Raw genomic sequence first — 20,654 nt, 5'->3', positions numbered from 1 at the left:
ATGTGGGAGGCGCTCGCGTCCGTCGGCCGGGACGGGCGCAGCGGCGGCTACCGGCGACACGCCTGGACCGCGCAGGACGCGGCGCTGCGCGAGTGGTTCGCGGGCGAGGCCGACCGGCGCGGGCTCGACGTCGTGACCGACCGGGCCGGCAACCAGTGGGCCTGGTGGGGCGACCCGGACGCCGACGGCCCCGGCCTGGTGATCGGCTCGCACCTCGACTCGGTGCCCGACGGCGGCGCGTTCGACGGCCCACTCGGTGTCGTCTCGGCGTTCGCGGCGCTGGATGCGTTGCGGGACAGGGGGTTTCGCCCCGCGCGGCCGATCGCCGTCGCCCACTTCGGCGACGAGGAGGGCGCGCGGTTCGGCATCGCGTGCGCCGGGTCGCGGATCCTCACCGGCGCGCTGGACGCCGATCGCGCCCGCGGGCTGACCGACGCCGACGGCGTGACCATGGCGGTGGCCATGACCCGCGCCGGGCACGACGCCGCTCATCTCGGCCCGGACGCGGAGACACTGAAGCGGGTCGGCACGTTCGTCGAACTGCACGTGGAGCAGGGTCGTGGGCTCGCCGACCTGGACCGGCCGGTGGCGGTGGGCTCGGGGATCCGGCCGCACGGGCGCTGGCGCCTCGACCTCCCCGGCGAGGCGAACCACGCCGGCACCACGCTGCTCGCCGACCGCGACGACCCGATGCTGGCGCTCGCCGCGTTCGTCCTGGCGGCGCGGGAGGCCGCCGAGGAGCACGACGCGGTGGCCACCTGCGGAAAGGTCCGCGTCGAGCCGAACGGGGTGAACGCGATCCCGTCGCATGTCACGGCGTGGCTGGACGCGCGCGGCGACGACGAGGAGCGCGTCCGGGCGATGGTCGCCGACCTCGCCGCGCTGGCGGAGACGTACCGCGGCACGGTCACCGAGGAGTCGTGGACCGACATCACCGCGTTCCCCGCGGGTATCGCCACCCGTCTCGCCACCCTCCTCGACGGCGCCCCGGTGTTGGCGACGGGCGCCGGCCACGACGCGGGCATCCTGGCCTCGGCGGGGGTGCCGACCGCGATGGTGTTCGTCCGCAACCCCACGGGCGTCTCGCACTCGCCCGCCGAGCACGCCGAGACCGACGACTGCCACGCCGGCGTCCGCGCCCTGGCCGCGGTGGTGGAGGACCTGGCCCGATGAGCCGGTACTGGGCCGCGCACGCCCTCCTCCCGGACGGCCCCGCCACCGACGTCACCCTGACCGTGGCGGACGGGCGGTTCGCCTCCGTCACCCCCGGCACCAGCGCGGGGGACGCCGTCCGGCTGCCCGGCGTCGTGCTCCCCGGTTTCGCAAACGCCCACTGCCACGCGTTCCACCGCGCCCTGCGTGGGCGCACCCACGACCGCGGTGGCACGTTCTGGACCTGGCGGGAGCGGATGTACGCGGTGGCGTCCCGGCTCGACCCGGACTCCTACCTGGCGCTGGCCCGCGCGACCTACGCCGAGATGGCGCTGGCCGGCGTCACGGCCGTCGCAGAGTTCCACTACCTGCACCACGCTCCGGGTGGCCGCCCCTACGCCGACCCGCAGGCCATGGACCACGCGCTCCGCGCGGCCGCGACCGAGGCCGGCCTCCGGCTGACGCTGCTCGACACGTGTTACCTCGCCGGCGGCTTCGACACCGGCCTGGACGAGGTGCAGCGCCGCTTCGCCGACCCCGACGTCGACGCCTGGGCTCTGCGGGCCGCCGGCGCGGACGGGGTGGCGGTGCATTCCGTCCGCGCCGTGCCGCGGGCCGCGCTGAAGACCGTCGCCGCTGCCGCGGCCGGACGTCCGCTGCACGTCCACCTCTCCGAGCAACCCGCCGAGAACGCGGCGTGTATCGCCCACCACGGGCTCACCCCGACGGCGCTGCTCGCGGCCGAGGGCGTGCTCTCCCCCACCACCACGGCCGTGCACGCCACCCACCTGACCGGCGACGACGTCGCACTGCTCGCCGCCACGGGCACCGGAGCGTGCTTCTGCCCCACCACCGAGCGCGATCTGGCCGACGGCATCGGCCCGGCCCGGCGGCTGCGCGACGCGGGCGTGGCGCTGTCGCTGGGAAGCGACCAGCAGGCCGTCACCGATCTCGTCGAGGAGGCCCGGGTACTGGAGATGCACGAGCGACTGGCCTCGGGGGAACGCGGCCGGTTCACCCCCGATGACCTGCTGGCCGCGCTCACCGCCCACGCCGCGCTCGGGCGTCGCGACGCCGGGCGGCTGGAGTGGGGCGCGCCCGCGGACCTGGTGGCGATCCACACCGACACCGTCCGCACCGCGGGCTGCGATCCGGTGCAGATCCTCCTCGCCGCCACCGCCGCCGACGTGGACACGGTGCTGGTGGACGGGGACCCGATCGTCGAGGGCGGCCACCACCGCCTCGGCGACGTCGGTGCCCTGCTCCGCGACGCGATCACGCCGCTCTGGGCCGACCGGTGAGGCCGGCGAGCGCGTTCCCGCCCCGCACTCGCGCAGCGACGCGTGCGTGGCGTGCACGACGCGCGCGGCGGGTCGGCGTCAGGATGGCGCCGTGAGCACCCTCGTCACCGGGATCGGCGAGCTCGTCACCCAGGACCTCGCGCTCGGCACGCTCACCGGCGCCGCTCTCGTCCACGATCGGGGCGTGATCTGCTGGGTCGGGCCGGCGGCCTCCGCCCCGGCCGCCGACGACCGTGTCGACCTCGGCGGTCGCGCGGTCGTGCCGGGGTTCGTCGACTCCCACGCCCACCTCGTGTTCGCCGGGGACCGGTCGGCCGAGTTCGCCGCCCGCATGGCCGGCGAGCGGTACGACGGCGGCGGCATCGCGTCCACGGTCGCTGCCACGCGCGCCGCGTCCGACGACGACCTGCGCGCGCTGCTGGCCCGTCGCGTCGCCGAGATGCGGGCGCAGGGCACCACCACCGTCGAGATCAAGAGCGGCTACGGCCTCACCGTCGACGACGAGCGCCGCGCCCTCGCGCTGGCCGCCGAGGTCACCCCGGAGACGACGTTCCTCGGCGCCCACGTGGTGCCCGCCGGCGCCGACCGCGACGCCTACGTGAAGCTCGTCGCCGGCGAGATGCTGGCGGCCTGCGCGCCGCACGCCCGCTGGGTCGACGTGTTCTGCGAGCCCGCCAGTCCGCACGCCTTCGACGCCGACGAGGCCCGCACGGTGCTGGAGGCCGGCCGCGCCGCCGGGCTGGGGCTGCGGGTGCACGGCAACCAGCTCGCCGCGGGGCCGGGCGTCGTGCTGGCCGTGGATCTGGGCGCTGCGAGCGTCGACCACTGCACGCACCTGACCAGCGCGGACCTCGACGCTCTCGCGGGCGGCGACACCGTGGCCACGCTGCTGCCCGGGGTCGAGTTCTCCACCCGCTCGCCCTACCCGGACGCGCGGCGGCTGCTCGACGCGGGCGTCTCGGTCGCGCTGGCCACCGACTGCAACCCCGGCACGTGCTTCTCGTCGTCGATGCCGCTGATGATCGCGCTGGCCGTCCGGGAGATGGGGATGACGCCGGGCGAGGCGCTGTGGTCGGCCACCGCGGGCGCGGCGCAGGCGCTGCGCCGCACCGACATCGGGGTGATCGCGCCCGGGATGCGGGCCGACCTCACCGTGCTCGACGCCCCCAGCCACCTCCACCTCGCCTACCGCCCAGGGGTCCCGATCGCCCGGGCGCTCTGACGCTCCGCGCGGGTGCCGGCCCGGGGAGGCCGGGTGCGGAAAGGCTGCCCGCATGTCGACTCCTCCGGACGGCTCACCCGCCGTCGTCGGACCGCCCGCGGCCGGCGGCATCGCCGTCGCCGGGCGGTCGGGGAGAACGACTACCGGCTGCCCGTCCGCGCCTCCTGCGCCGCGCGGCCGGCGGCCTGGCTGGAGGACGCGGCGTCCGAGCACGTCTGACGGGGCGTCAGCTGGAAGTCGTCGAGGTCCGGTTTCCGGGTCATCGCCCAGTAGTCGATCAGGCGCCACGGCGTGGTGGTGACGATCCGGCCCCGCGCGTTGCGGTAGTAGGTGGTCATGCCCGGGTGGGTCCAGATCATCTGCTCGTGAGCGGCGTCGACGCGGTCGTTGTAGGCCTCGCACACCTCCGCCCGCACCTCCACGGTCGCGAGCCGGTCGGTGATCATCCGCCGGAGCAGGCCCGTGATGAACGTGACCTGGCACTCGGCGTGGAAGATCGTGCTGCCGCCGTGCCCGAGGTTGGTGTTGGGGCCGTAGAGGACGAAGAGGTTCGGGAAGTCCGGCACGGTCATGCCCATGTAGGCATACGCGTCGTCCTCGCCCCACTGCTCGCGCAGCGGCACGCCCGACCGGCCGCGGATCGTGAGCGGGTACAGCATCCTGCGCGGCGAGAAGCCCGTGGCGTACACGAGCACGTCCACCTCGTGGCGCGCGCCGTCGTCGGTGACGACCGCGGCCCCGTCGATCTCCCGGACGCCCGAGGCCACCAGCTCGACGTCGTCGCGCCGCAGCGTGGCGAACCAGTCGTTGTCGATGAGGATCCGCTTGCCGTAGGGCGGGTAGCCGGGCAGCACCTTCTCCCGCAGCCCGGGTGCGCCGGCGAGCTCGGCGTCGAGGTGGCGGGTGAGGAACACGCGGTGCTTGTCGTTGGCGGCGTTGAGCGAGCGCTCCGGGTGCGGCCAGTCCGGGTCCTTGTGCAGCGTGGCGTGCAGCTTGTCCTGATACATCCACATCTGGCGCAGCCGGTACCAGCTGCGGTAGCCCGGCACCTGCTCCATCAGCAGCCGGGTGTGGGCGTCCACGTCGCGCAGGTAGTTGCCGTTGGGCACAACCCACTGCGGCGAGCGCTGGAACACCACCAGCTCCTCGGCTCCGTCGGCGATCGTGGGGATCACCTGCATCGCGGACGCGCCGACGCCGATCACGCCGACGCGCTTCCCGGCGAGGTCGACGTCGTGGGCCCAGCGGGCGGTGTGGAAGGCGGGGCCGGGGAACGTGTCGCGGCCGGGCAGGTCGGGCACCACGGGCCGGTTGAAGTGCCCGACGGCGCTGATCACGACATCGACGACCTCGCGTTCCTCCGATCCGTCACGGCCACGGGTGATCACCTCCCAGGTCGCCGACGGCTCGTCCCATGTCGCGGAGACGACCTCGGTGTCGAACCGGACGTGGTCGGTCACGCCGTACTCGCGCCCGACCCACTCCAGGTACCGCAGGATCTCCGGCTGCTTCGCGAAGTAGCGCGTCCAGTCCGCGCGCGGCGCGAAGGAGAACGAGTAGAGGTGGCACGGGGTGTCCACACCGGCGCCCGGGTAGGTGTTGTCCCGCCAGGTGCCACCGACGGCGGCGTTCTTCTCGACGATCGTGTGCGCGACGCCCATCCGCTGCAGCGCGACCGACATCGCGATGCCGGAGATGCCGGCGCCGATCACCAGCACCCGCAGGTCGTTCTCCAGCGGCGCGGCTGTGAGCCACGGTGGTGATCGGAAGCCGCCGTCCTCGGCCATCGCCGTGCCGTACTCGGGCGGCACCCGCTCCCCCATCGCCGCCGACAGCAGCGCGGGGATCCGGTCGTCGGCCGGTGGGGGCACGGGCCCCCGGAGCCCCCGCAACGTGTCCAGCGCCGCGGCCCGGACCTCCGCCTGTCGCTCCGGCGGCAGGCCGCCGGTGTCGTTGTCGTCGAGTGCGAGGGTGCGGGTCGGCCGGTAGGGATCGGCGAGCCAGCGCTCGTCACCCGTGATCTGCACGAGCGAGAGCAGCAGGGTGGGGATGTTCGCCGAGCGGAGAGCCTCCCGCAGCTCGTCGTCGGTCGCGGTCGGTCTCGTCACCAGCCGACCGTACGCAACGATGGTCGCGTGACGGAGACCTGGAGCAGCGACGAGTGCGCCGCGGCGTGGGGTGTGAAGACGCCCACCTGGCTCGGGTACGTGTCCCGCGGGCAGGCACCGGCGCCGCTCCCGGGTGACGAGAAGCGCTGGGACCCCGACGCCGTCCGGACCTACCCCCGCCCCGGGGTGGGGCGCGCCCGGGCGGGGGCGAGCCCGGAGGCGGTGGCGCTGCTGGCGGAGATGGAGGGCGTCGCCGCAGAGATCGACGAGCTCCGCGCCCGGCAGCGCGAGCTCGCCCGCAGGGGGAAGGCCGCGGGCGCGGAGGTGCGGGCGATGTCCCGCGCGCTGGGCGTCTCCCCGCAGACGGTGTACGGCTGGCTGGACGAGAAGTAACTAGGGTCGGGCCCATGGCCCAGGACGAGCAGACCACTGCGGAACTGATGGTGCACTGTCTGGAGGCCGAGGGCGTCGAGTTCGTCTTCGGCATCCCCGGCGAGGAGAACATCCACTTCGTCGACGCGCTGGAGCGCTCCCCCATCCGGTACGTCCTGACCCGCCACGAGCAGGCCGCCTCGTTCATGGCCGAGATGTACGGGCGGATCACCGGCAGGGCCGGGGTGACCAGCGCGACCCTGGGCCCCGGCGCGATCAACCTGCAGCTCGGCGTCGCCGACGCCCAGACCAACTCCACGCCGGTGGTGGCGATCTCGGCGCAGGTGGGGCTGGACCGGATCTACAAGGAGTCGCACCAGGCCGTCGACCTCGTGGCGATGTTCCGGCCGATCACCAAGTGGGCCGACCTCGTGCCCGGGCCGGCCGCGGTGCCGGAGATGCTGCGCCGCGCGTTCAAGACGGCGCAGACCGAGCGGCCGGGTGCCACCTACCTCGCGGTGCCGCAGGACGTCGAGGCCGCGCCCGCGCCGGAGGGTGCGATGCCGCTGCCGCCGGCCCGCGTCCGCGCCGAGGAGCCCTCTCCCGGGCAGGTGCAGCGCGCGGCGGACATCCTGAACGCCGCGCGACGGCCGGTGCTACTGGCCGGGCACGGCGCCGCCCGTGACGACGCCGGCGCGGCGCTCGTGGCGCTGGCCGAGCACTGGCAGGTGCCGGTGGCCACCACGTTCCACGGCAAGGGCGTGTTCCCCGACGACCACCCGCTCGCCCTGGGCGCCATCGGGTTCATGCGCGACGACTACGTGAACTTCGAGTTCGCGGAGGCCGACGTGATCGTCGCCGTCGGGTACGAGCTGCAGGAGTTCGACCCCGTCAAGATCAACCCGTTGGGCGACAAGCAGATCATCCACGTGCACCGCTTCGCCGCCGAGGTGGACGTGCACTACCCCGTGGCCGTCGGCATCGAGGGCGGCATCCCCCGCTCCCTCGACGCGCTGCGCGCCGCGGTCACCCGCCCGCCGGAGGTGGCGCCGGGCACCGCGAAGATCCGCGCGCTGCTCGCCGAGGAGCTGGAGCGCGGTGCCGCCGACGACCGGTTCCCGCTCAGCCCGCAGCGCGTCGTCGTCGACACCCGGGCGGCGCTTCGCCGCGACGACATCGTGCTGGCTGACACCGGCGCCGTGAAGATGTGGATGGCGCGGCTCTACCCGACCTACGCCGCCAACACCTGCCTGCTGTCGAACGGCCTGTCCACCATGGGCTTCGCGCTGCCCGGCGCCATCGCCGCCGCGCTCGCCCGGCCGGAGGTGCGCACCCTGGCCGCGGTCGGCGACGGCGCGTTCCTCATGCACAGCCAGGAGATCGAGACCGCGATCCGCGAGCGCGTCCCGCTCACCGTGCTGGTCTGGGTGGACGACGCCTACGGGCTCATCGAGTGGAAGATGGACCTGGAGATGGGCCGGCACTCCTCGGTGCGGTTCCAGAACCCCGACTTCGTGGCCTACGCCGAGAGCTTCGGCGCGACGGGCTACCGCATCGGTGCCGCCGACGAGCTGCTCCCCGTCCTGCAGGCCGCGCTCGCCGACGACGGCGTCTCCGTGATCGCCTGCCCCGTCGACTACTCGGAGAACATCCGCCTCACCACGCGCCTGGGCGAGCTGACGGGCCCGTTCTGAGCCTCGTGTCCGCTCCCACCACGGACCCGTAAGGACTGACCGGCGCCGGGGACCCCGGGTGAGGACACACTGGGCGCGTGAGCACGACCACCACCCCGCCCCCGACCGGCACACCGGTCCCGCCCCGCCTCACCCGCGGCTACGCCGCCCTGCTCGGTGTGCTGTCGGTGGCGGCGGCGCTCGGCGTGGGGCACCTGGTGGCGGGGATCGTGTCGCCCGCGTCGTCACCGTACGTGGCGGTGGGTGACGCCGTCGTGCGGCTCGCGCCGCCGTGGCTCGTCGAGTTCGCCAAGACCGCGTTCGGCACCTCGGACAAGACCGTGCTGCTCACCGGTGTGGGTGTCGTCCTGCTGCTCGTGGCGATCGGCGCGGGGCTCGTGTCCCGGCGCGTGCCGCGGCCCGGGGTGGTCGTGGTGAGCGTGCTCGGGCTGCTGGGCGTCGCCGGGGTGATGTTCGCCCCGACGTTCGCGCCGCTGGACCTGCTCGCCCCCGTGGCAGCGCTCGGCACCGGCGTCACGGTGCTGCGGAGGCTGCACGCGCTCGCGCTGAGCGTGGACGCACCGGCGCGGACGGGCGGGATCTCGCGCCGCGCCCTGCTCGTGCGATCCTCTGCGGCCGTCGGGGTCGGCGCGCTGGCCACCGCCGGCATCGGGCAGCTGCTGGGCGGTGACGCGAGCGGCTCCCGCGACGCCGTCACGCGGCGGCTGGCCGGCGCCACGCCGGCCGAGCGGGCTCCCGCTGTCCCGGCCTCGGCGGCGTACCCGGAGCTGGGCACCCCCACCTTCCTGACGGCCAACGCCGACTTCTACCGGATCGACACCGCGCTGCGGATCCCCCGGCTCACCGCCGAGGACTGGTCGCTGCGGATCCACGGCATGGTCGACACCGAGATCCGTCTGACGTTCGACGAGCTGATGGCCCGGCCGCTGCTGCAGCGCACGATCACGATGCTGTGCGTCTCCAACGAGGTGGGCGGCGACCTCATCTCCACCGCGAACTTCATCGGCGTCGACCTGCGCTCGATCCTGCTCGAGGCGGGCGTGCACCCCGACGCCGACCAGGTGCTGAGCACCAGCAGCGACTCCTGGACGGCGGGCACCCCCACCGACGTGATCATGGAGCGCGGCCGCGGGGCCCTGCTCGCGGTCGGCATGAACGGTGAGGCGCTGCCGCCCGAGCACGGGTTCCCGGTGCGGATGGTGGTGCCGGGCCTCTACGGCTACGTCTCCGGCACCAAATGGGTCACCGACCTGAACGTGACCACCTTCGAGGCCGCCAGCTCGTACTGGGTGGACCGCGGCTGGTCGTCGGAGGGACCGATCAAGACCGAGTGCCGCATCGACACCCCCCGCGGCTCCTCGTCCCCGAAGGCCGGGCCGGTGACGGTCGCCGGCATCGCCTGGTCCCAGCCCGACGGCATCGAGAAGGTCGAGGTGCAGGTCGACGACGGTGCGTGGCAGGTCGCCCAGCTGGCCACCGAGGTCAGCGGCGACACCTGGCGGATGTGGCGTCTCGTCGTGGAACTGGCGCCCGGCCGGCACGTCATCCAGGCGCGGGCCACCAACGGGGCGGGCCTGCTCCAGACCTCGACCGTGGCCGACCCGGTGCCGAACGGCGCGTCGGGCTACCCGGCCATCTCGGTCACGGCACGCTGATCGGTCCGGCAACGCGTTCAGCCCAGGAGCGCTCAGTCCAGCAGCACGGTGCGCAGGTCGAGGCGGCGCAGCACGCGGTCGGCGGCCTCCGGGTCGATGCCCGGTTCCCGCCGAGCCATGAGCACCTCCTCCCGGGCTGCGGCCAACGTCAACGCCTGGATGCGCTGCGCGGTGGCGCGCCCCTTGCGCCACGTCTCGACCCGGTCGCGCTCCTCCTCCGACGCCGGTTCGCCGCGGAGCAGGCCCTCGAGGCGGGCGATCCGGTCGTGCAGCACGGCCTCGACCTCGTCGGGCAGGTCGACGTGCCGCTCCTCCTCGGCGAGCCGGGCCAGCGCCGCCTTCTGCGCACGCCGGGCCACCGTGCGCTCGGCCGCGTGCTCTGCGTCGGCGTCCTCGGCCACCCCCAGGACGCGGACCAGCAGCGGCAGCGTGAACCCGGGCAGCAGCAGCGTCACCACGAGCACGACGCACGCGATCACCAGCAGCTCGTCGCGGGCGGGGAACGGGGCGCCGTCGCTGGTCGTCAGCGGGAGCGACAGAGCCAGCGCGAGGGTCGCGAGCCCGCGCATGCCGCACCAGCCGAGCACCACCGCCTCGCGGCCCTTGCGCGGCGCCCTGGCCGGGTCGGACGACCGGCGCACGAGCAGCCACGCCCCGGCCATCCACACCGCCCGTACGCCGATCACCACCGCGCACACCACCGCGGCGTGCCCGAGCATCCGCCACAGGTCCGCGCCCGCCACGTCCACGACCTGCCGCAGGTCCAGCCCGATCAGCCCGAACGCGACACCCGTGACCAGCAGCTCGACGACGTCCCAGAACGAGCGCTGCACCAGCCGCTCGGCGGCCTCGTCGGGCGCGCCCTCGCTGCGCAGTTCCAGCGCGACCACCACGACCGCGACCACGCCGGAGGCGTGCACCTCCTCGGCCGCGAGGTAGACCGCGAACGGCAGCACCAGCGTCAGCGCGCTGCGCCCGGTGGTGTCGGTGACCCGGTTCATGATCAGCCGCGCGAGGCGCGCGACGACCCACCCGATCACCACCGCGGCCGCAGCGCCGGCCACGAACCGCAGGCCCAGGGCCGGCACGCTCAGGTCGCCGCGCTGCACCGTCGCCATCACGGCGGCCTGGAACACCACCAACGCCGTCGCGTCGTTGAACAGACCCTCGCTCTGCAGGACGGTGAGCAGCCGTCGCGGCATCTTCACGGGCGCGGCCACAGCCTCGACAGCCACCGGGTCGGGCGGGGCCACCATCGCCCCGAGCGCGATCGCCGCGGTGACGCTGATGCCCGGGACCAGCGCCAGCGCCGTGCCCGCGACCGCCGCGATCGTGACCGCCACCAGCGCCACGGCCAGCAGCGCGATGCTGCGCCAGCGTGCCCGGAACAACGCCCACGACGTGCGCTGGGCCGCCGCGAACAGCAGCGGGGGGAGGAACAGCGGCAGGATCAGGTCGGGTTCGAGGGCGAACCGGTCCGGCAGGCCCGGCACGAACGCCACCGCCACGCCGAGCACCACCATGAGCGCGGGCCACGGCAGGTGCAGCCGGTCCCCCACCCCGCCGAGCAGCACGGCGGCCAGCATCAACCCGACGACGAGGAGCAGGATCTGCACCCGCCCAGCCTGCCGTTCGGTCGGCGGCGGGTCGCTGCGGGTGCCGGGATGCCGGCGCCGATCTCGTCGGGCGGCCACCGAGCCGCCCGTCGAGGCGGTCGTGGCGTCGCACATCAACCCGGGTTCGCTCACGGCACCACTGTCACCGGCCACCGCCCCGCGCGCACCAGCCGCACGGCGAGCGAGCCGATGAGCCGGTGCCCCGCCTGCGTGGACGCGCCGACGATCACGGCGTCGGCGCGCAGCTCGTCGGCGAGGCGCGTCAGCTCGGTGTAGGGGTCACCGCGGACGGCGTGGTACTCGACCGGCACCCCGACGTAGCAGGCGCCCGCCCGCACCTGCTCGCGCATCTCGCGGGCCGCCTCGTCGATGCTGTCCTCGATCGCGCCCGACGCCGACGGGGCGAGGCCCGCGATCGCGGGCGTGGAGATCACGTAGACGGCCACCATCCGCGCGTTCTGGCGGCGGGCCAGGCCGGCGGCGTAGGCGCCGGCCCGCAGCGAGGTGGGCGAACCGTCGACGCCGACCACGATGACATCGGGGCCGTCGGTGCCGAGCTCGAACGCGTGCCCCTGCTCATTGCGCTCCGACTCGCGGTCACCCTCGAACACGTCCTCCGCCACGGCCGTCAGCATGCACCCGGCCCGGGCCGTCCGCTTCCGCGGGCGACCTGGGCCGGTCATCGAGATGTGTGCCGAACTAGCCCTGGGCCTCGATCGAGACGGGCTGCCACTCGTTCCAGGTGGCGAGCCGGGACTCGTAGTCCGTGGTGGCGATGTCGAGAGGACCCTCGCCGAAGAAGATCCGCAGCGGTGGGTTCTCGGCGTCGACGATCTTGAGCACGGCGGCCGCGCTGGCCGACGGGTCGCCGGGCGTCGAGTTGCGTGCCGCGCGCTGCGCGAACATCTCCTTGCGGAACTCGTCGTAGTCCGCGATCGGAGTGGCGGTGCGGGACGAGGAACCGGCCCAGTCGGTGGAGAACCCGCCCGGCTCGATCAGCGTGACCTTGATACCGAAGCCGGCCACCTCCTGGGACAGCGACTGGCTGATGCCCTCGAGCGCCCACTTGGACGCGTGGTAGATCCCGACGTACGGGAACGCGCTGATCCCGCCGATGGACGAGACCTGCAGGATGTGGCCCGATCCCTGGGCGCGCAGGAACGGCAGCGCGGCCTGGGTGACCCACAGGGCCCCGAAGAGGTTGGTCTCGATCTGGTCGCGGGCGTCGGCCTCGGACAGCTCCTCGACCAGGCCGAACTGGCCGTAGCCCGCGTTGTTGACCACCACGTCGAGGCGGCCGAAGTGCTCGTGCGCCTGGGCGACGGCGGCGAAGTCGGCGGCACGGTCGGTGACGTCCAGCTGCAGCGGCAGGAACGTCTCGCCGAAGCGCTCGGCGAGGTCCTTGAGCGTGCTGGTGTCGCGTGCGGTGGCGGCGACCGAGTCCCCGCGCTCGAGGGCGGCGATGGCCCACTCACGGCCGAAGCCGCGCGAGGCACCGGTGATGAACCAGGTCTTCGAAGTCATGCTCTCTGCAGCGGTCTCCGCGGGACGGCTATTCCTGCCGTGTGTCTGCTCACCGCATCGTGCGCTGGGCGGATCCGGGGTCGACCATGGGGTCAGTGACGACCGCCCCGCCCCGCCCGCCGGTGACGACCCGTACCACCTCGGTCCTGCTCCTGTTGGCCATCCTGGCGGTGGCGCTCAACCTGCGGGCCCCGATCGTCGCCGTCTCCCCGGTACTCGACACGATCCGCGCCGACCTCGCGATCGGCGCCGGCACCGCCGGCCTGCTCACCAGCCTCCCCGTGCTGTGCTTCAGCCTCGCCACCCCGCTGGCCTCGTGGCTGCTGGCCCGGGCCGGGCTCGAACGGGGTGTGCTCGTCGCGCTGGGCGTGCTGCTCGCGGGCACGGCGCTCCGCTCGGTCGACGGCCTGACCTGGGCGATCGTCGGCACGATCATCATCGGTATCGCGATCACCGTCGGGAACGTGGCCGTGCCCGTGGTGATCGGCCGCGACATCCCGCCCGCGCGTGCGGGGATCGTGCTCGGCGCCTACACCGCCGTGCTCAACGTCGGCTCGATGATCACGCTCTCGCTGACCGTGCCGCTCGCGGCCGCGGTGGGGTGGCGCTCGGCGTTGCTGGCCTGGGGCGCGCTCGCCGTGGTGGCCGCCGGGTTCTGGTGGGCGGGCACCCGAGGCAGCAGCGCGCAGGCCGTGGCGGCGGGCACCGCGGCGGACGAGGAGTCCGCCGGGCCGGTGTGGTGGCGTCGGCCGGTGGTCTGGGCGCTGACCATCGCCTTCGCCGGCCAGGCGTTCGCCTACTACGGCGTGACGGCCTGGCTGCCGCTGCTGCTGCGCGACGAGCTCGGCATGGACCCGAGCGCGGCCGGGCTCAGCTCGTCGGTCTTCCAGATCTCCGCGATCGTCGGCGCCTTCGGCGTGCCCGCACTACTGCGCCTGTTCGCCGGACCGCGGCCCGCACTGCTCGTGGTCTGCGCGGCGTGGGCGTTGCTCCCGCTCGGACTGCTGCTCGCGCCGCACTACTGGGCGGTCTGGTGCGCGCTCGGCGGGGCCGCGCAGGGCGGCGGCTTCACGGTCATCTTCTCGATCGTCGTCCGCAAGGCCCGTGGGCTGACCGAGAGCCGCCGGATATCGGCGCTGGTGCAGGGCGGTGGCTACCTGGTGGCCGCCACCGGGCCGACCGTCGTCGGTGCGGTGCACGAGGCCACCGGATCATGGACCGGCCCGCTGCTCGTGGTCGTCGCGTCGGTCGCCACGCTGACGATCGCGGGCACCCTGGCCGCGGGTAGGCCCGCCGTCAGCGGCGTCAGCGGATGGCGATCGCGGACTTCGTGATCTGGGAGCGCGCCACCAGCCGCTCCCCGATCGTCGCCGTCGCCGTGACGAACCCGAGCCGTCGCGTCCGGCGCTCCACGGCCGCTGTCACCGGCCACCGTGAGGGATCCCATCCGTCCGGTTCTCCGCAGGTCAGAGGCATGTTCGGCGTTGCCTCCATTCCGGGAACCTTCCGGACCGGAAGCGTCACCCGCCCTGTCGATGATCCACTCCAAAAGGCACACTGGACGCGTGCCCTCCGCTCTCGTCCTCGTGCACGACGCCGTCCCCGGCCGGGGTGAGCGGGAGGTCGGCAGCGTCGGTCCGGCGCTCACCGAGCTGGGCTTCGACGTGCTGGTCACCACGTTGCTGCCAGGCGCTCCCGCGGTACCGGACCCTGCCGACGTCGACGTGATCGTCGTGCTCGGCTCCGCCGAGGCGGCCGACGACGACTCGGTGCCCTGGCTGGCCGCGGAGCTGGATCTGATCGCCCGCGCCGTCGGGCACGGCACGCCCGTGCTCGGCATCTGCTTCGGCGCGCAGGCCCTGGCGCGCGTCCTGGGCGGCAAGGTCGGGCGAGCGCCCCGGTCCGAGCGCGCCTTCGTGGCCCTCGGCTCGTCGGACACGGACCTGCTCCCGCGCGGCGAGTGGATGCAGTTCCACGACGACATGTTCACCCTGCCCGCCGACGCCCAGCAGCTGGCGCGCAACGACGTGGGCCTGCAGGCGTTCACCTGCGGACCCCACGTCGCCGTCCAGTTCCACCCGGAGATCACACCGGACGCGTTCGGCGCCTGGATGGACGCGTGGGAGGACGAGGGCGTGCGCGCGGAGATCGAGGCGCAGGTCGACGTGCCCGCGATGGTCGCCGAGATCGCCGCGCGGGCCGACGCCTCCGCGGCCGCCTGCAGAACGCTCGTGACGCGCTTCTGTGCCCGCGCGGGCGTTACGGCATCCTGACCGCCGAACCCGGACGCCTCCGCAGTCGTTCCCCGTTCGGATGCTGCGGTCGGGCGCAGCGCCCGCGTACGTCCTCCCGCGGAGGCGCGAGATAGCGCAGCCGTCACTGACCGTTCATCTACCCTGCACGGAGAGTCGTCTTGTCCGACGAGCAGTCCCACGAGCCGAGCGAGATCACCTACGCGGAGCACTTCCACCCGGCCCGCCCGCGCAGCCTGCGCCACCGGGCCCGCGTCAAGGCGCCGGTGGCCCGCCGGTCGGTGGCCAAGGACGGCAAGCCCACCGGCACCAACCCGGCGTACGTGTCGTGGCTGTTGTCCCAGTCGATGCTGGCCGACGCCAACGAGATCAGCCGCCAGTTCTCCGGCCAGGGCACGATGTGGCAGAACCCCTTCGCGAACCCCGGCCCGCGCCAGGCCGTCGAGACCGCGTCGGTGTGGTTCACCGCCTACCCGCTGTCCTTCATCACCCGCCCCGGCGAGTCGTTCCTCGGAGCGATGGCCGACGAGGCGCTGTGGAACGCGTTCTCGACCATCGGCATCGAGGCCGCGCACACCGGGCCCGTCAAGCGCGCGGGCGGCCTGTCGGGCTGGCAGACCACCCCCAGCGTCGACGGCCACTTCGACCGCATGAGCACCGAGATCGACCCCGCGTTCGGCACCGAGGCCGAGTTCCGGGCGATGTGCGGCATGGCCACCTGGTCGGGCGGCACGATCATCGACGACATCGTGCCCGGCCACACCGGCAAGGGCGCGGACTTCCGGCTCGCCGAGATGAAGCACGCCGACTACCCGGGCATCTACCACATGGTGGAGATCGAGCCCGAGGACTGGAACATCCTTCCCGACGTGGCGGCGGGCGAGGACTCCGCGAACATCGACGCCGCCACCGAGGAGCAGCTCGCGAAGGCCGGCTACATCATCGGCCGGCTGCAGCGGGTGATCTTCTACGCCGAGGGCGTCAAGGAGACCAACTGGAGCGCCACCCGCGCGGTCGTCGGCACCGACGGCGTCGAGCGCCGCTGGGTGTACCTGCACTACTTCAAGGACGGCCAGCCCTCGATCAACTGGCTCGACCCGTCCTTCGCGGGCATGCGCCTGGTGATCGGCGACGCCCTGCACTCGCTCGCCGACCTGGGCTCCGGCGCGCTCCGCCTGGACGCCAACGGGTTCCTCGGCGTCGAGAAGAGCGCCGAGGGGCTCCCGGCCTGGTCGGAGGGCCACCCGCTCTCGGCGGCGGCCAACCACCTCATCGGCTCGATGGTGCGCAAGCTCGGCGGGTTCACCTTCCAGGAGCTCAACCTCACCATCGACGACATCCGTACCACCGCCCAGGCGGGCGCCGACCTCTCCTACGACTTCGTCAACCGGCCCGCCTACCACCACGCGCTGGCCACGGCGGACACCGAGTTCCTGCGCCTCACGCTGCGCACGTCGCTGGAGCTGGGGGTGGATCCGGCGTCGCTGGTGCACGCGCTGCAGAACCACGACGAGCTGACCTACGAGCTCGTGCACTGGGCCACCGGCCACCGCGACGACCTCTACACCTACAAGGGCGCGGACATCACCGGCGGCGAGCTGGCCGAGAGCGTGCGCCGCGACCTGTGCGAGCGCCTGACCGGCGCCAACGCGCCGTACAACCTGGTGTTCACCACCAACGGCATCGCCTGCACCACCGCCACCGTCATCGCGGCCACGCTCGGCATCACCGACCTCTCCACGATCGACTCCGGCAATGACGGGGCCGACACCGCGCGGATCATGCGCGTGCACCTGCTGCTGGCGATGTTCAACGCGCTGCAGCCCGGGGTGTTCGCACTCTCGGGATGGGACCTCTGCGGGATGCTCACCCTGCCCCCCGACGAGGTCTCCGAGCTGCTGGAGCAGGGCGACACCCGCTGGATCCACCGCGCCGCCCACGACCTGATGGGCGTCAACGCCGGTGCCACCCGCTCGTCGGCGGGGATGCCGCGGGGCACCAGCCTGTACGGGTCACTGCCCGACCAGCTCGAGGACGAGACGAGCTTCCTGCGCCAGCTGCAGGCGATCCTCGCGGTGCGCAAGCGCTACGGGGTGGCCGTCGCCCAGCAGATCGACGTGCCCGCGGTGTCGCACCGGGGCATGCTCGTGCTGGTGCACCAGCTCGCCGACGCCGACCAGCTGCACCTCACGGTGCTGAACTTCGCCGACGAGCACGTCTCGGGCACCGTGCGGTCCGAGCACCTGGTGCCCGGCAGCGAGGTGTCGGACATGTTCACGAGCAAGGGCGTGACCACGGTCGACGACCTCAACAGCTTCGTGGTGGAGCTGGAGCCGCACCAGGGGCACTCGTTCCTGGTGCAGCGGGCGGGCACCGAGGACGTCTGACGGTCAGGGCCCGGTGATCCGGTCGAGCAGGTCGGTGATCCGGGCCATGCCCTCGTGGACGGTGGCGAACCCCCGCCTCACCTCCGCGAACTGCTGGCGAGTCTCCTCGAAGCCCCGCCGCGTCTCCTGCCGCAGCTCGTCGATCTCCCGGCTCATGTCGATCTGGGTCTCCCTCAGGGCGCTGATCGCGCTGGTGTGGGCGCGCAGCTCGGCACGGACCTCGGACACATCGCGATCGGCCCCGGAGGCCAGCACCCGGGCGGCCCTGGCGTCCGTCGTGGCCTCCGCGAGCTGGGCCCGCATGCGGCCCACCTCGCGCTCCAGCGCGCTCACGCGCTCGGAGAGGTCGTCGGGCTCGGGCACCCGGCGATCGTACGACGCCGCGCACAGCCGGGGCTCTCGGAGAGGAGGACTCGGGCGGAGCTGATCGTCAGGGTCAGCGACCCTCCAGGAGCGGCAGCCTCGGGTTCCACGTCGTCCCGTCCCTCGCGTCCTTCCGGCGCCTGGCGATCCCGCTCAGCACCTCGAGCACCACACGGTTGGCCAGGAACGAGGTGATCTCGGCGTGGTCGTAGGGCGGCGAGACCTCCACGACGTCGACGCCCACCACCGGCAGCTCGTAGGCGATGCGTCGCACCGCGTCGAGCAGCTGGCGGGCGGTGAGGCCTCCGGGCTCGGGGGTGCCGGTGCCGGGCGCGTGCCCGGGGTCGCAGACGTCGATGTCCACCGAGAGGAACACGCCGTCGCACTCGTCCGATGCGATCGTGAACGCCTCGGTCAGGCATTCGGTGAGCCCGCGTTCGACGATCTCGGTCATCTCGTAGGACCGCATGCCATGCTCGGCCATCCAGCTCAGCGTCTCGGGGCCGGGCCAGTAGCCGCGCAGCCCCAGCTGCAGGAACCGGTCGCCGCGCAGTGCACCGGACTCGATGAGCCGCCGCATCGGCTGCCCGTGCCCGACGAGCGAGCCGAACTCGATGTCTCCGGTGTCGGCGTGCGCATCGAAGTGGATCATCGAGACGCGGCCCTGACCGAGGTGCTGGGCCACGCCGGCCGCGTCCGGCCAGGCGATGGTGTGGTCGCCCCCGAGGATCAGCGGGATCGCGCCGCCGCTGGTGACGGCGTACACCGCTTCCTGCAGGTCGCGCACGGAGCGCTCGGCGTCGCCGGAGTACATCTCGACGTCCCCCGCGTCGACGACGGTGAGGTCGTCCCGCAGCCCGTCGACGCGCAGGGCCAGCGAGGGCCGCGAGCCGTCGTGGGGCAGGTAGCAGCTCTGCCGGATGTACTGCGGCCCGAACCGCGTGCCGGGGCGGTGCGACGTGCCGCCGTCGAAGGGAGCGCCGAGGATCACGACGTCGGCGTCGGCGAACGTGGAGGCGTCCGTCCAGTCGCAGCGCGGGACGCCGAGGAAGGTGATGTCGGGCCCGAACTGGGTGCCGTAGCGGGCCATGTCTAGCTCCCTGAGCAGTGGTCGGGGCCGGACGGCGCCACGTCGAGCGCGGGGTTGGCGTCGAAGAAGCCGGCGGGCTTGAGCCAGAACGACACGGTGTCGGCCGGCATCACCGGCCAGTCCTCGACGCGTGGCACGTGGTGGATGCCGAAGACGTACCAGAGCACGACGTCGGTGTTCTCGATCGAGCGGTTCGCCGCGGTCCACACCGGGAGGCCGTCGTCCCCGTTGTCGTCGGGGTCGCTCTGGTTGACGAACTCGCCGCACGGCCAGCGCTGCGCGGCGTCGAACGGCGTGACCCACAGCGTGTGCCCGAGCACCTGGGCGCGCCGGAAGACCGGCGAGGACGGGTCGAGCATGGGCGGGATCGCGGCGCCGGGCACGAGCTTGTAGGCCACGGGCGCACCGACCTTGTTGCGCCTGTTCGGGTTGGTGACCTTCCAGGCACGCTGGGTGGACCAGTCGTAGTCCTGCCTGCCCTCGTCCTCGGTGCGCAGCGGCACGGTGCGCTGGGTGAGCGCGAGGCCGTGCGGGTTGTCGGGTCCGATCGGCGGCTGGGCCGTCTCGGACATGACGACGGTGTTGTCCGGCCCGTCCACCTCCATGTCCAGGCGCGCGACGATGAAGTGCTGGTGGATCGGGGCGTAGGTCTGCGTGTCGACGACCGTGCCGTAGGGCGGGGCGGTGTCGCCCTCGAACGGGGTGGTGACCATGATCCCGGTGGCCCGCACCTCGCTCTCGATGCTGCCGTCCTCGTAGAAGCGCCAGTAGACGAGGTACTCGTAGTTCGCGACGGTGACGTGAAACGACACCACGAGCCGGCGCATCCGGCGCACCTCGGCTCCCGCACGGGAGTCGACGTGCTTCCACAGCACGCCGTTGTCCTCCTCGTGGACGCAGATCGCGTTGCGGATGACCTTCGGCTCCCCCGCGCTGTCGTGCAGCACGGCGTCGAGGTAGGTGATCTCGCCGAGGCAGTCGCAGCCCAGCTCCAGCGGGGTGGTCATGAAGCCCAGGCCCCACTCGCCGATGTCGTACGCGGTACGGCGGACGTGGTCGGGCGAGGGGTCGCGGTAGGGCACCACCATCTCCGCGAACGACATGCGATGCGCCACCGAGCGGCCGTCGTAGCCGACGGTGTGCAGCACCAGCCCCTCGCGGTAGGTGAACCCGATCCGCATGCGCCACTTCTGCCAGGCGAGGTCGTGGCCGTCGACGGTGAAGGAGACGCCGTCGGGCTGGACGACCTCCAGCGGCTTCCGGTCGGTGCGCTCGAGGAGTCCGGGCACGTGCCGGGGCACGTACTCGCCCTGGACGTCCGGGAACCCGCCGCCCGGCCCGCCCGGAATGTCACCAGCCTCGATCTCCAGCAGCTCCATGGTGTTGAGGTCGACCACGAGCTTCAGCCCGCTGACGGGGTGCGCGTACGGGTTGGTGTCGTGGCCACCGCGGACCCACACGTCGCACCAGCCGATCCGCCGGTCCGCGTAGGCGGGCGGGACCAGGTGGGCGCCGAAGGTCCACATGTCGACGAGCACGAGGTCGAGGTCAGTGACACCCCGCGCCGCCAGCGCCGCGACCACGTCGGGGTGCGCGCGCATGGCGGTGTCGCAGTCGGTCCACTCGTCGATGGTGGCGTTGGGCTGGCGGCCCGGCTGGGCGTCCCAGGAGACGACCTTGTCGCCGGTCAGGGACAGGACCGTGACGTACGCCGTGCCGTCACCGGTGTTCCAGAGGACGACGCGGGCCGCGCGGTCGACCGGGTCGCCGGGGCGATACGCCCGCACGACGTCCTTCGCCGGCTCCAGCAGCTCGACCGATGCGATCCGCCACGCCGGGCGGGCGACGTCCCGCTCGCGGCGCAGGATCTGCTGCACCTGCCGGAACTCGGCCTCGGTGAGCGGGTCGAGAGGGTGGG

16 protein-coding genes are annotated in these 20,654 nt (G+C 73.3%); 9 read left to right on the top strand and 7 right to left on the bottom strand.

Annotated elements, in window-relative coordinates; translation table 11 throughout:
• The 3 genes from JWR81_RS33130 (at position 1) to hutI (ending at position 3,675) form a co-directional block, all read left to right on the top strand.
• Positions 1–1,173 carry an allantoate amidohydrolase gene (locus JWR81_RS33130; RefSeq protein ID WP_297661842.1) on the top strand — a complete coding sequence of 391 codons (1,173 nt, stop codon included), beginning with the start codon at positions 1–3 and terminating at the stop codon, positions 1,171–1,173.
• A complete protein-coding gene (locus tag JWR81_RS33125; protein ID WP_297661821.1) occupies positions 1,170–2,453 on the top strand; it encodes a formimidoylglutamate deiminase in 1,284 nt (427 codons plus the stop codon). The genes JWR81_RS33130 and JWR81_RS33125 overlap by 4 nt, the downstream gene beginning before the upstream one ends.
• A 91-nt stretch (positions 2,454–2,544) precedes the next feature.
• Positions 2,545–3,675, top strand: coding sequence for an imidazolonepropionase (gene hutI / locus JWR81_RS33120; RefSeq protein WP_297661819.1), 1,131 nt, complete (start codon positions 2,545–2,547; stop codon positions 3,673–3,675).
• A 140-nt stretch (positions 3,676–3,815) separates the two neighbouring features.
• Here hutI and JWR81_RS33115 read toward each other — a convergent pair whose 3' ends face one another.
• Positions 3,816–5,783 carry an NAD(P)-binding domain-containing protein gene (locus tag JWR81_RS33115; protein WP_297661817.1) on the bottom strand — a complete coding sequence of 656 codons (1,968 nt, stop codon included), beginning with the start codon at positions 5,781–5,783 and terminating at the stop codon, positions 3,816–3,818.
• A gap of 27 nt (positions 5,784–5,810) precedes the next feature.
• On the opposite strand from JWR81_RS33115, the gene JWR81_RS33110 reads away from it, so the two are divergent.
• The 3 genes from JWR81_RS33110 to JWR81_RS33100 all read left to right on the top strand — a co-directional run bounded on the left by JWR81_RS33110 (position 5,811) and on the right by JWR81_RS33100 (position 9,504).
• Positions 5,811–6,176, top strand: coding sequence for a hypothetical protein (locus tag JWR81_RS33110; protein WP_297661816.1), 366 nt, complete (start codon positions 5,811–5,813; stop codon positions 6,174–6,176).
• A gap of 14 nt (positions 6,177–6,190) precedes the next feature.
• Positions 6,191–7,849, top strand: coding sequence for an acetolactate synthase large subunit (locus JWR81_RS33105; RefSeq protein WP_297661814.1), 1,659 nt, complete (start codon positions 6,191–6,193; stop codon positions 7,847–7,849).
• A 77-nt stretch (positions 7,850–7,926) separates the two neighbouring features.
• The gene (locus JWR81_RS33100) at positions 7,927–9,504 is read left to right on the top strand and encodes a molybdopterin-dependent oxidoreductase (protein WP_297661812.1); all 1,578 of its coding nucleotides are present in this window, start codon (positions 7,927–7,929) and stop codon (positions 9,502–9,504) included.
• A 32-nt stretch (positions 9,505–9,536) separates the two neighbouring features.
• Here JWR81_RS33100 and JWR81_RS33095 read toward each other — a convergent pair whose 3' ends face one another.
• From JWR81_RS33095 to JWR81_RS33085, 3 genes are all read right to left on the bottom strand, one after another.
• Entirely contained in the window at positions 9,537–11,252 is a 1,716-nt protein-coding gene (locus JWR81_RS33095) for a Na+/H+ antiporter (RefSeq protein ID WP_297661809.1), read from the bottom strand.
• The gene (locus JWR81_RS33090) at positions 11,249–11,743 is read right to left on the bottom strand and encodes a universal stress protein (protein WP_297661807.1); all 495 of its coding nucleotides are present in this window, start codon (positions 11,741–11,743) and stop codon (positions 11,249–11,251) included. The genes JWR81_RS33095 and JWR81_RS33090 overlap by 4 nt, the downstream gene beginning before the upstream one ends.
• A gap of 76 nt (positions 11,744–11,819) precedes the next feature.
• Entirely contained in the window at positions 11,820–12,644 is an 825-nt protein-coding gene (locus JWR81_RS33085; RefSeq protein WP_297661805.1) for an SDR family oxidoreductase, read from the bottom strand.
• A gap of 95 nt (positions 12,645–12,739) precedes the next feature.
• Between JWR81_RS33085 and JWR81_RS33080 the strand changes: the two genes are divergently transcribed.
• From JWR81_RS33080 to treS, 3 genes are all read left to right on the top strand, one after another.
• The gene (locus JWR81_RS33080) at positions 12,740–13,978 is read left to right on the top strand and encodes a CynX/NimT family MFS transporter (RefSeq protein ID WP_297661804.1); all 1,239 of its coding nucleotides are present in this window, start codon (positions 12,740–12,742) and stop codon (positions 13,976–13,978) included.
• Between the two features lie 231 nt (positions 13,979–14,209).
• On the top strand, positions 14,210–14,917 hold the full coding sequence (locus JWR81_RS33075) for a type 1 glutamine amidotransferase (RefSeq protein WP_297661801.1): 708 nt from the start codon (positions 14,210–14,212) through the stop codon (positions 14,915–14,917).
• 140 nt (positions 14,918–15,057) lie between these two features.
• Positions 15,058–17,283, top strand: coding sequence for a maltose alpha-D-glucosyltransferase (treS, locus tag JWR81_RS33070; RefSeq protein ID WP_297661799.1), 2,226 nt, complete (start codon positions 15,058–15,060; stop codon positions 17,281–17,283).
• Positions 17,284–17,286: 3 nt separating this feature from the next.
• Here treS and JWR81_RS33065 read toward each other — a convergent pair whose 3' ends face one another.
• The 3 genes from JWR81_RS33065 to JWR81_RS33055 form a co-directional block, all read right to left on the bottom strand.
• Positions 17,287–17,646: a hypothetical protein gene (locus JWR81_RS33065; protein WP_297661797.1), complete on the bottom strand. Its 360-nt coding sequence runs from the start codon at positions 17,644–17,646 to the stop codon at positions 17,287–17,289.
• A 73-nt stretch (positions 17,647–17,719) separates the two neighbouring features.
• Positions 17,720–18,736: an agmatinase gene (gene speB, locus JWR81_RS33060; protein WP_297661794.1), complete on the bottom strand. Its 1,017-nt coding sequence runs from the start codon at positions 18,734–18,736 to the stop codon at positions 17,720–17,722.
• Between the two features lie 2 nt (positions 18,737–18,738).
• Positions 18,739–20,654, bottom strand: a 1,916-nt coding sequence (locus JWR81_RS33055; protein WP_297661792.1) for a primary-amine oxidase, incomplete at its 5' end; no start/stop codon positions are given.

Source organism: Pseudonocardia sp. (assembly GCF_025965585.1).
Lineage (GTDB): Bacteria > Actinomycetota > Actinomycetes > Mycobacteriales > Pseudonocardiaceae > Pseudonocardia.
This window is presented reverse-complemented; position numbering and strand designations above follow the sequence as displayed.

Excerpts from the sequence above, each read along its gene's own strand:
- JWR81_RS33130 (WP_297661842.1), top strand. The coding sequence starts at position 1 with ATGTGGGAGGCGCTCGCGTCCGTCGGCCGGGACGGGCGCAGCGGCGGC.
- JWR81_RS33125 (WP_297661821.1), top strand. The coding sequence starts at position 1,170 with ATGAGCCGGTACTGGGCCGCGCACGCCCTCCTCCCGGACGGCCCCGCC.
- JWR81_RS33105 (WP_297661814.1), top strand. The coding sequence starts at position 6,191 with ATGGCCCAGGACGAGCAGACCACTGCGGAACTGATGGTGCACTGTCTG.
- JWR81_RS33085 (WP_297661805.1), bottom strand. The coding sequence starts at position 12,644 with ATGACTTCGAAGACCTGGTTCATCACCGGTGCCTCGCGCGGCTTCGGC.
- speB (WP_297661794.1), bottom strand. The coding sequence starts at position 18,736 with ATGGCCCGCTACGGCACCCAGTTCGGGCCCGACATCACCTTCCTCGGC.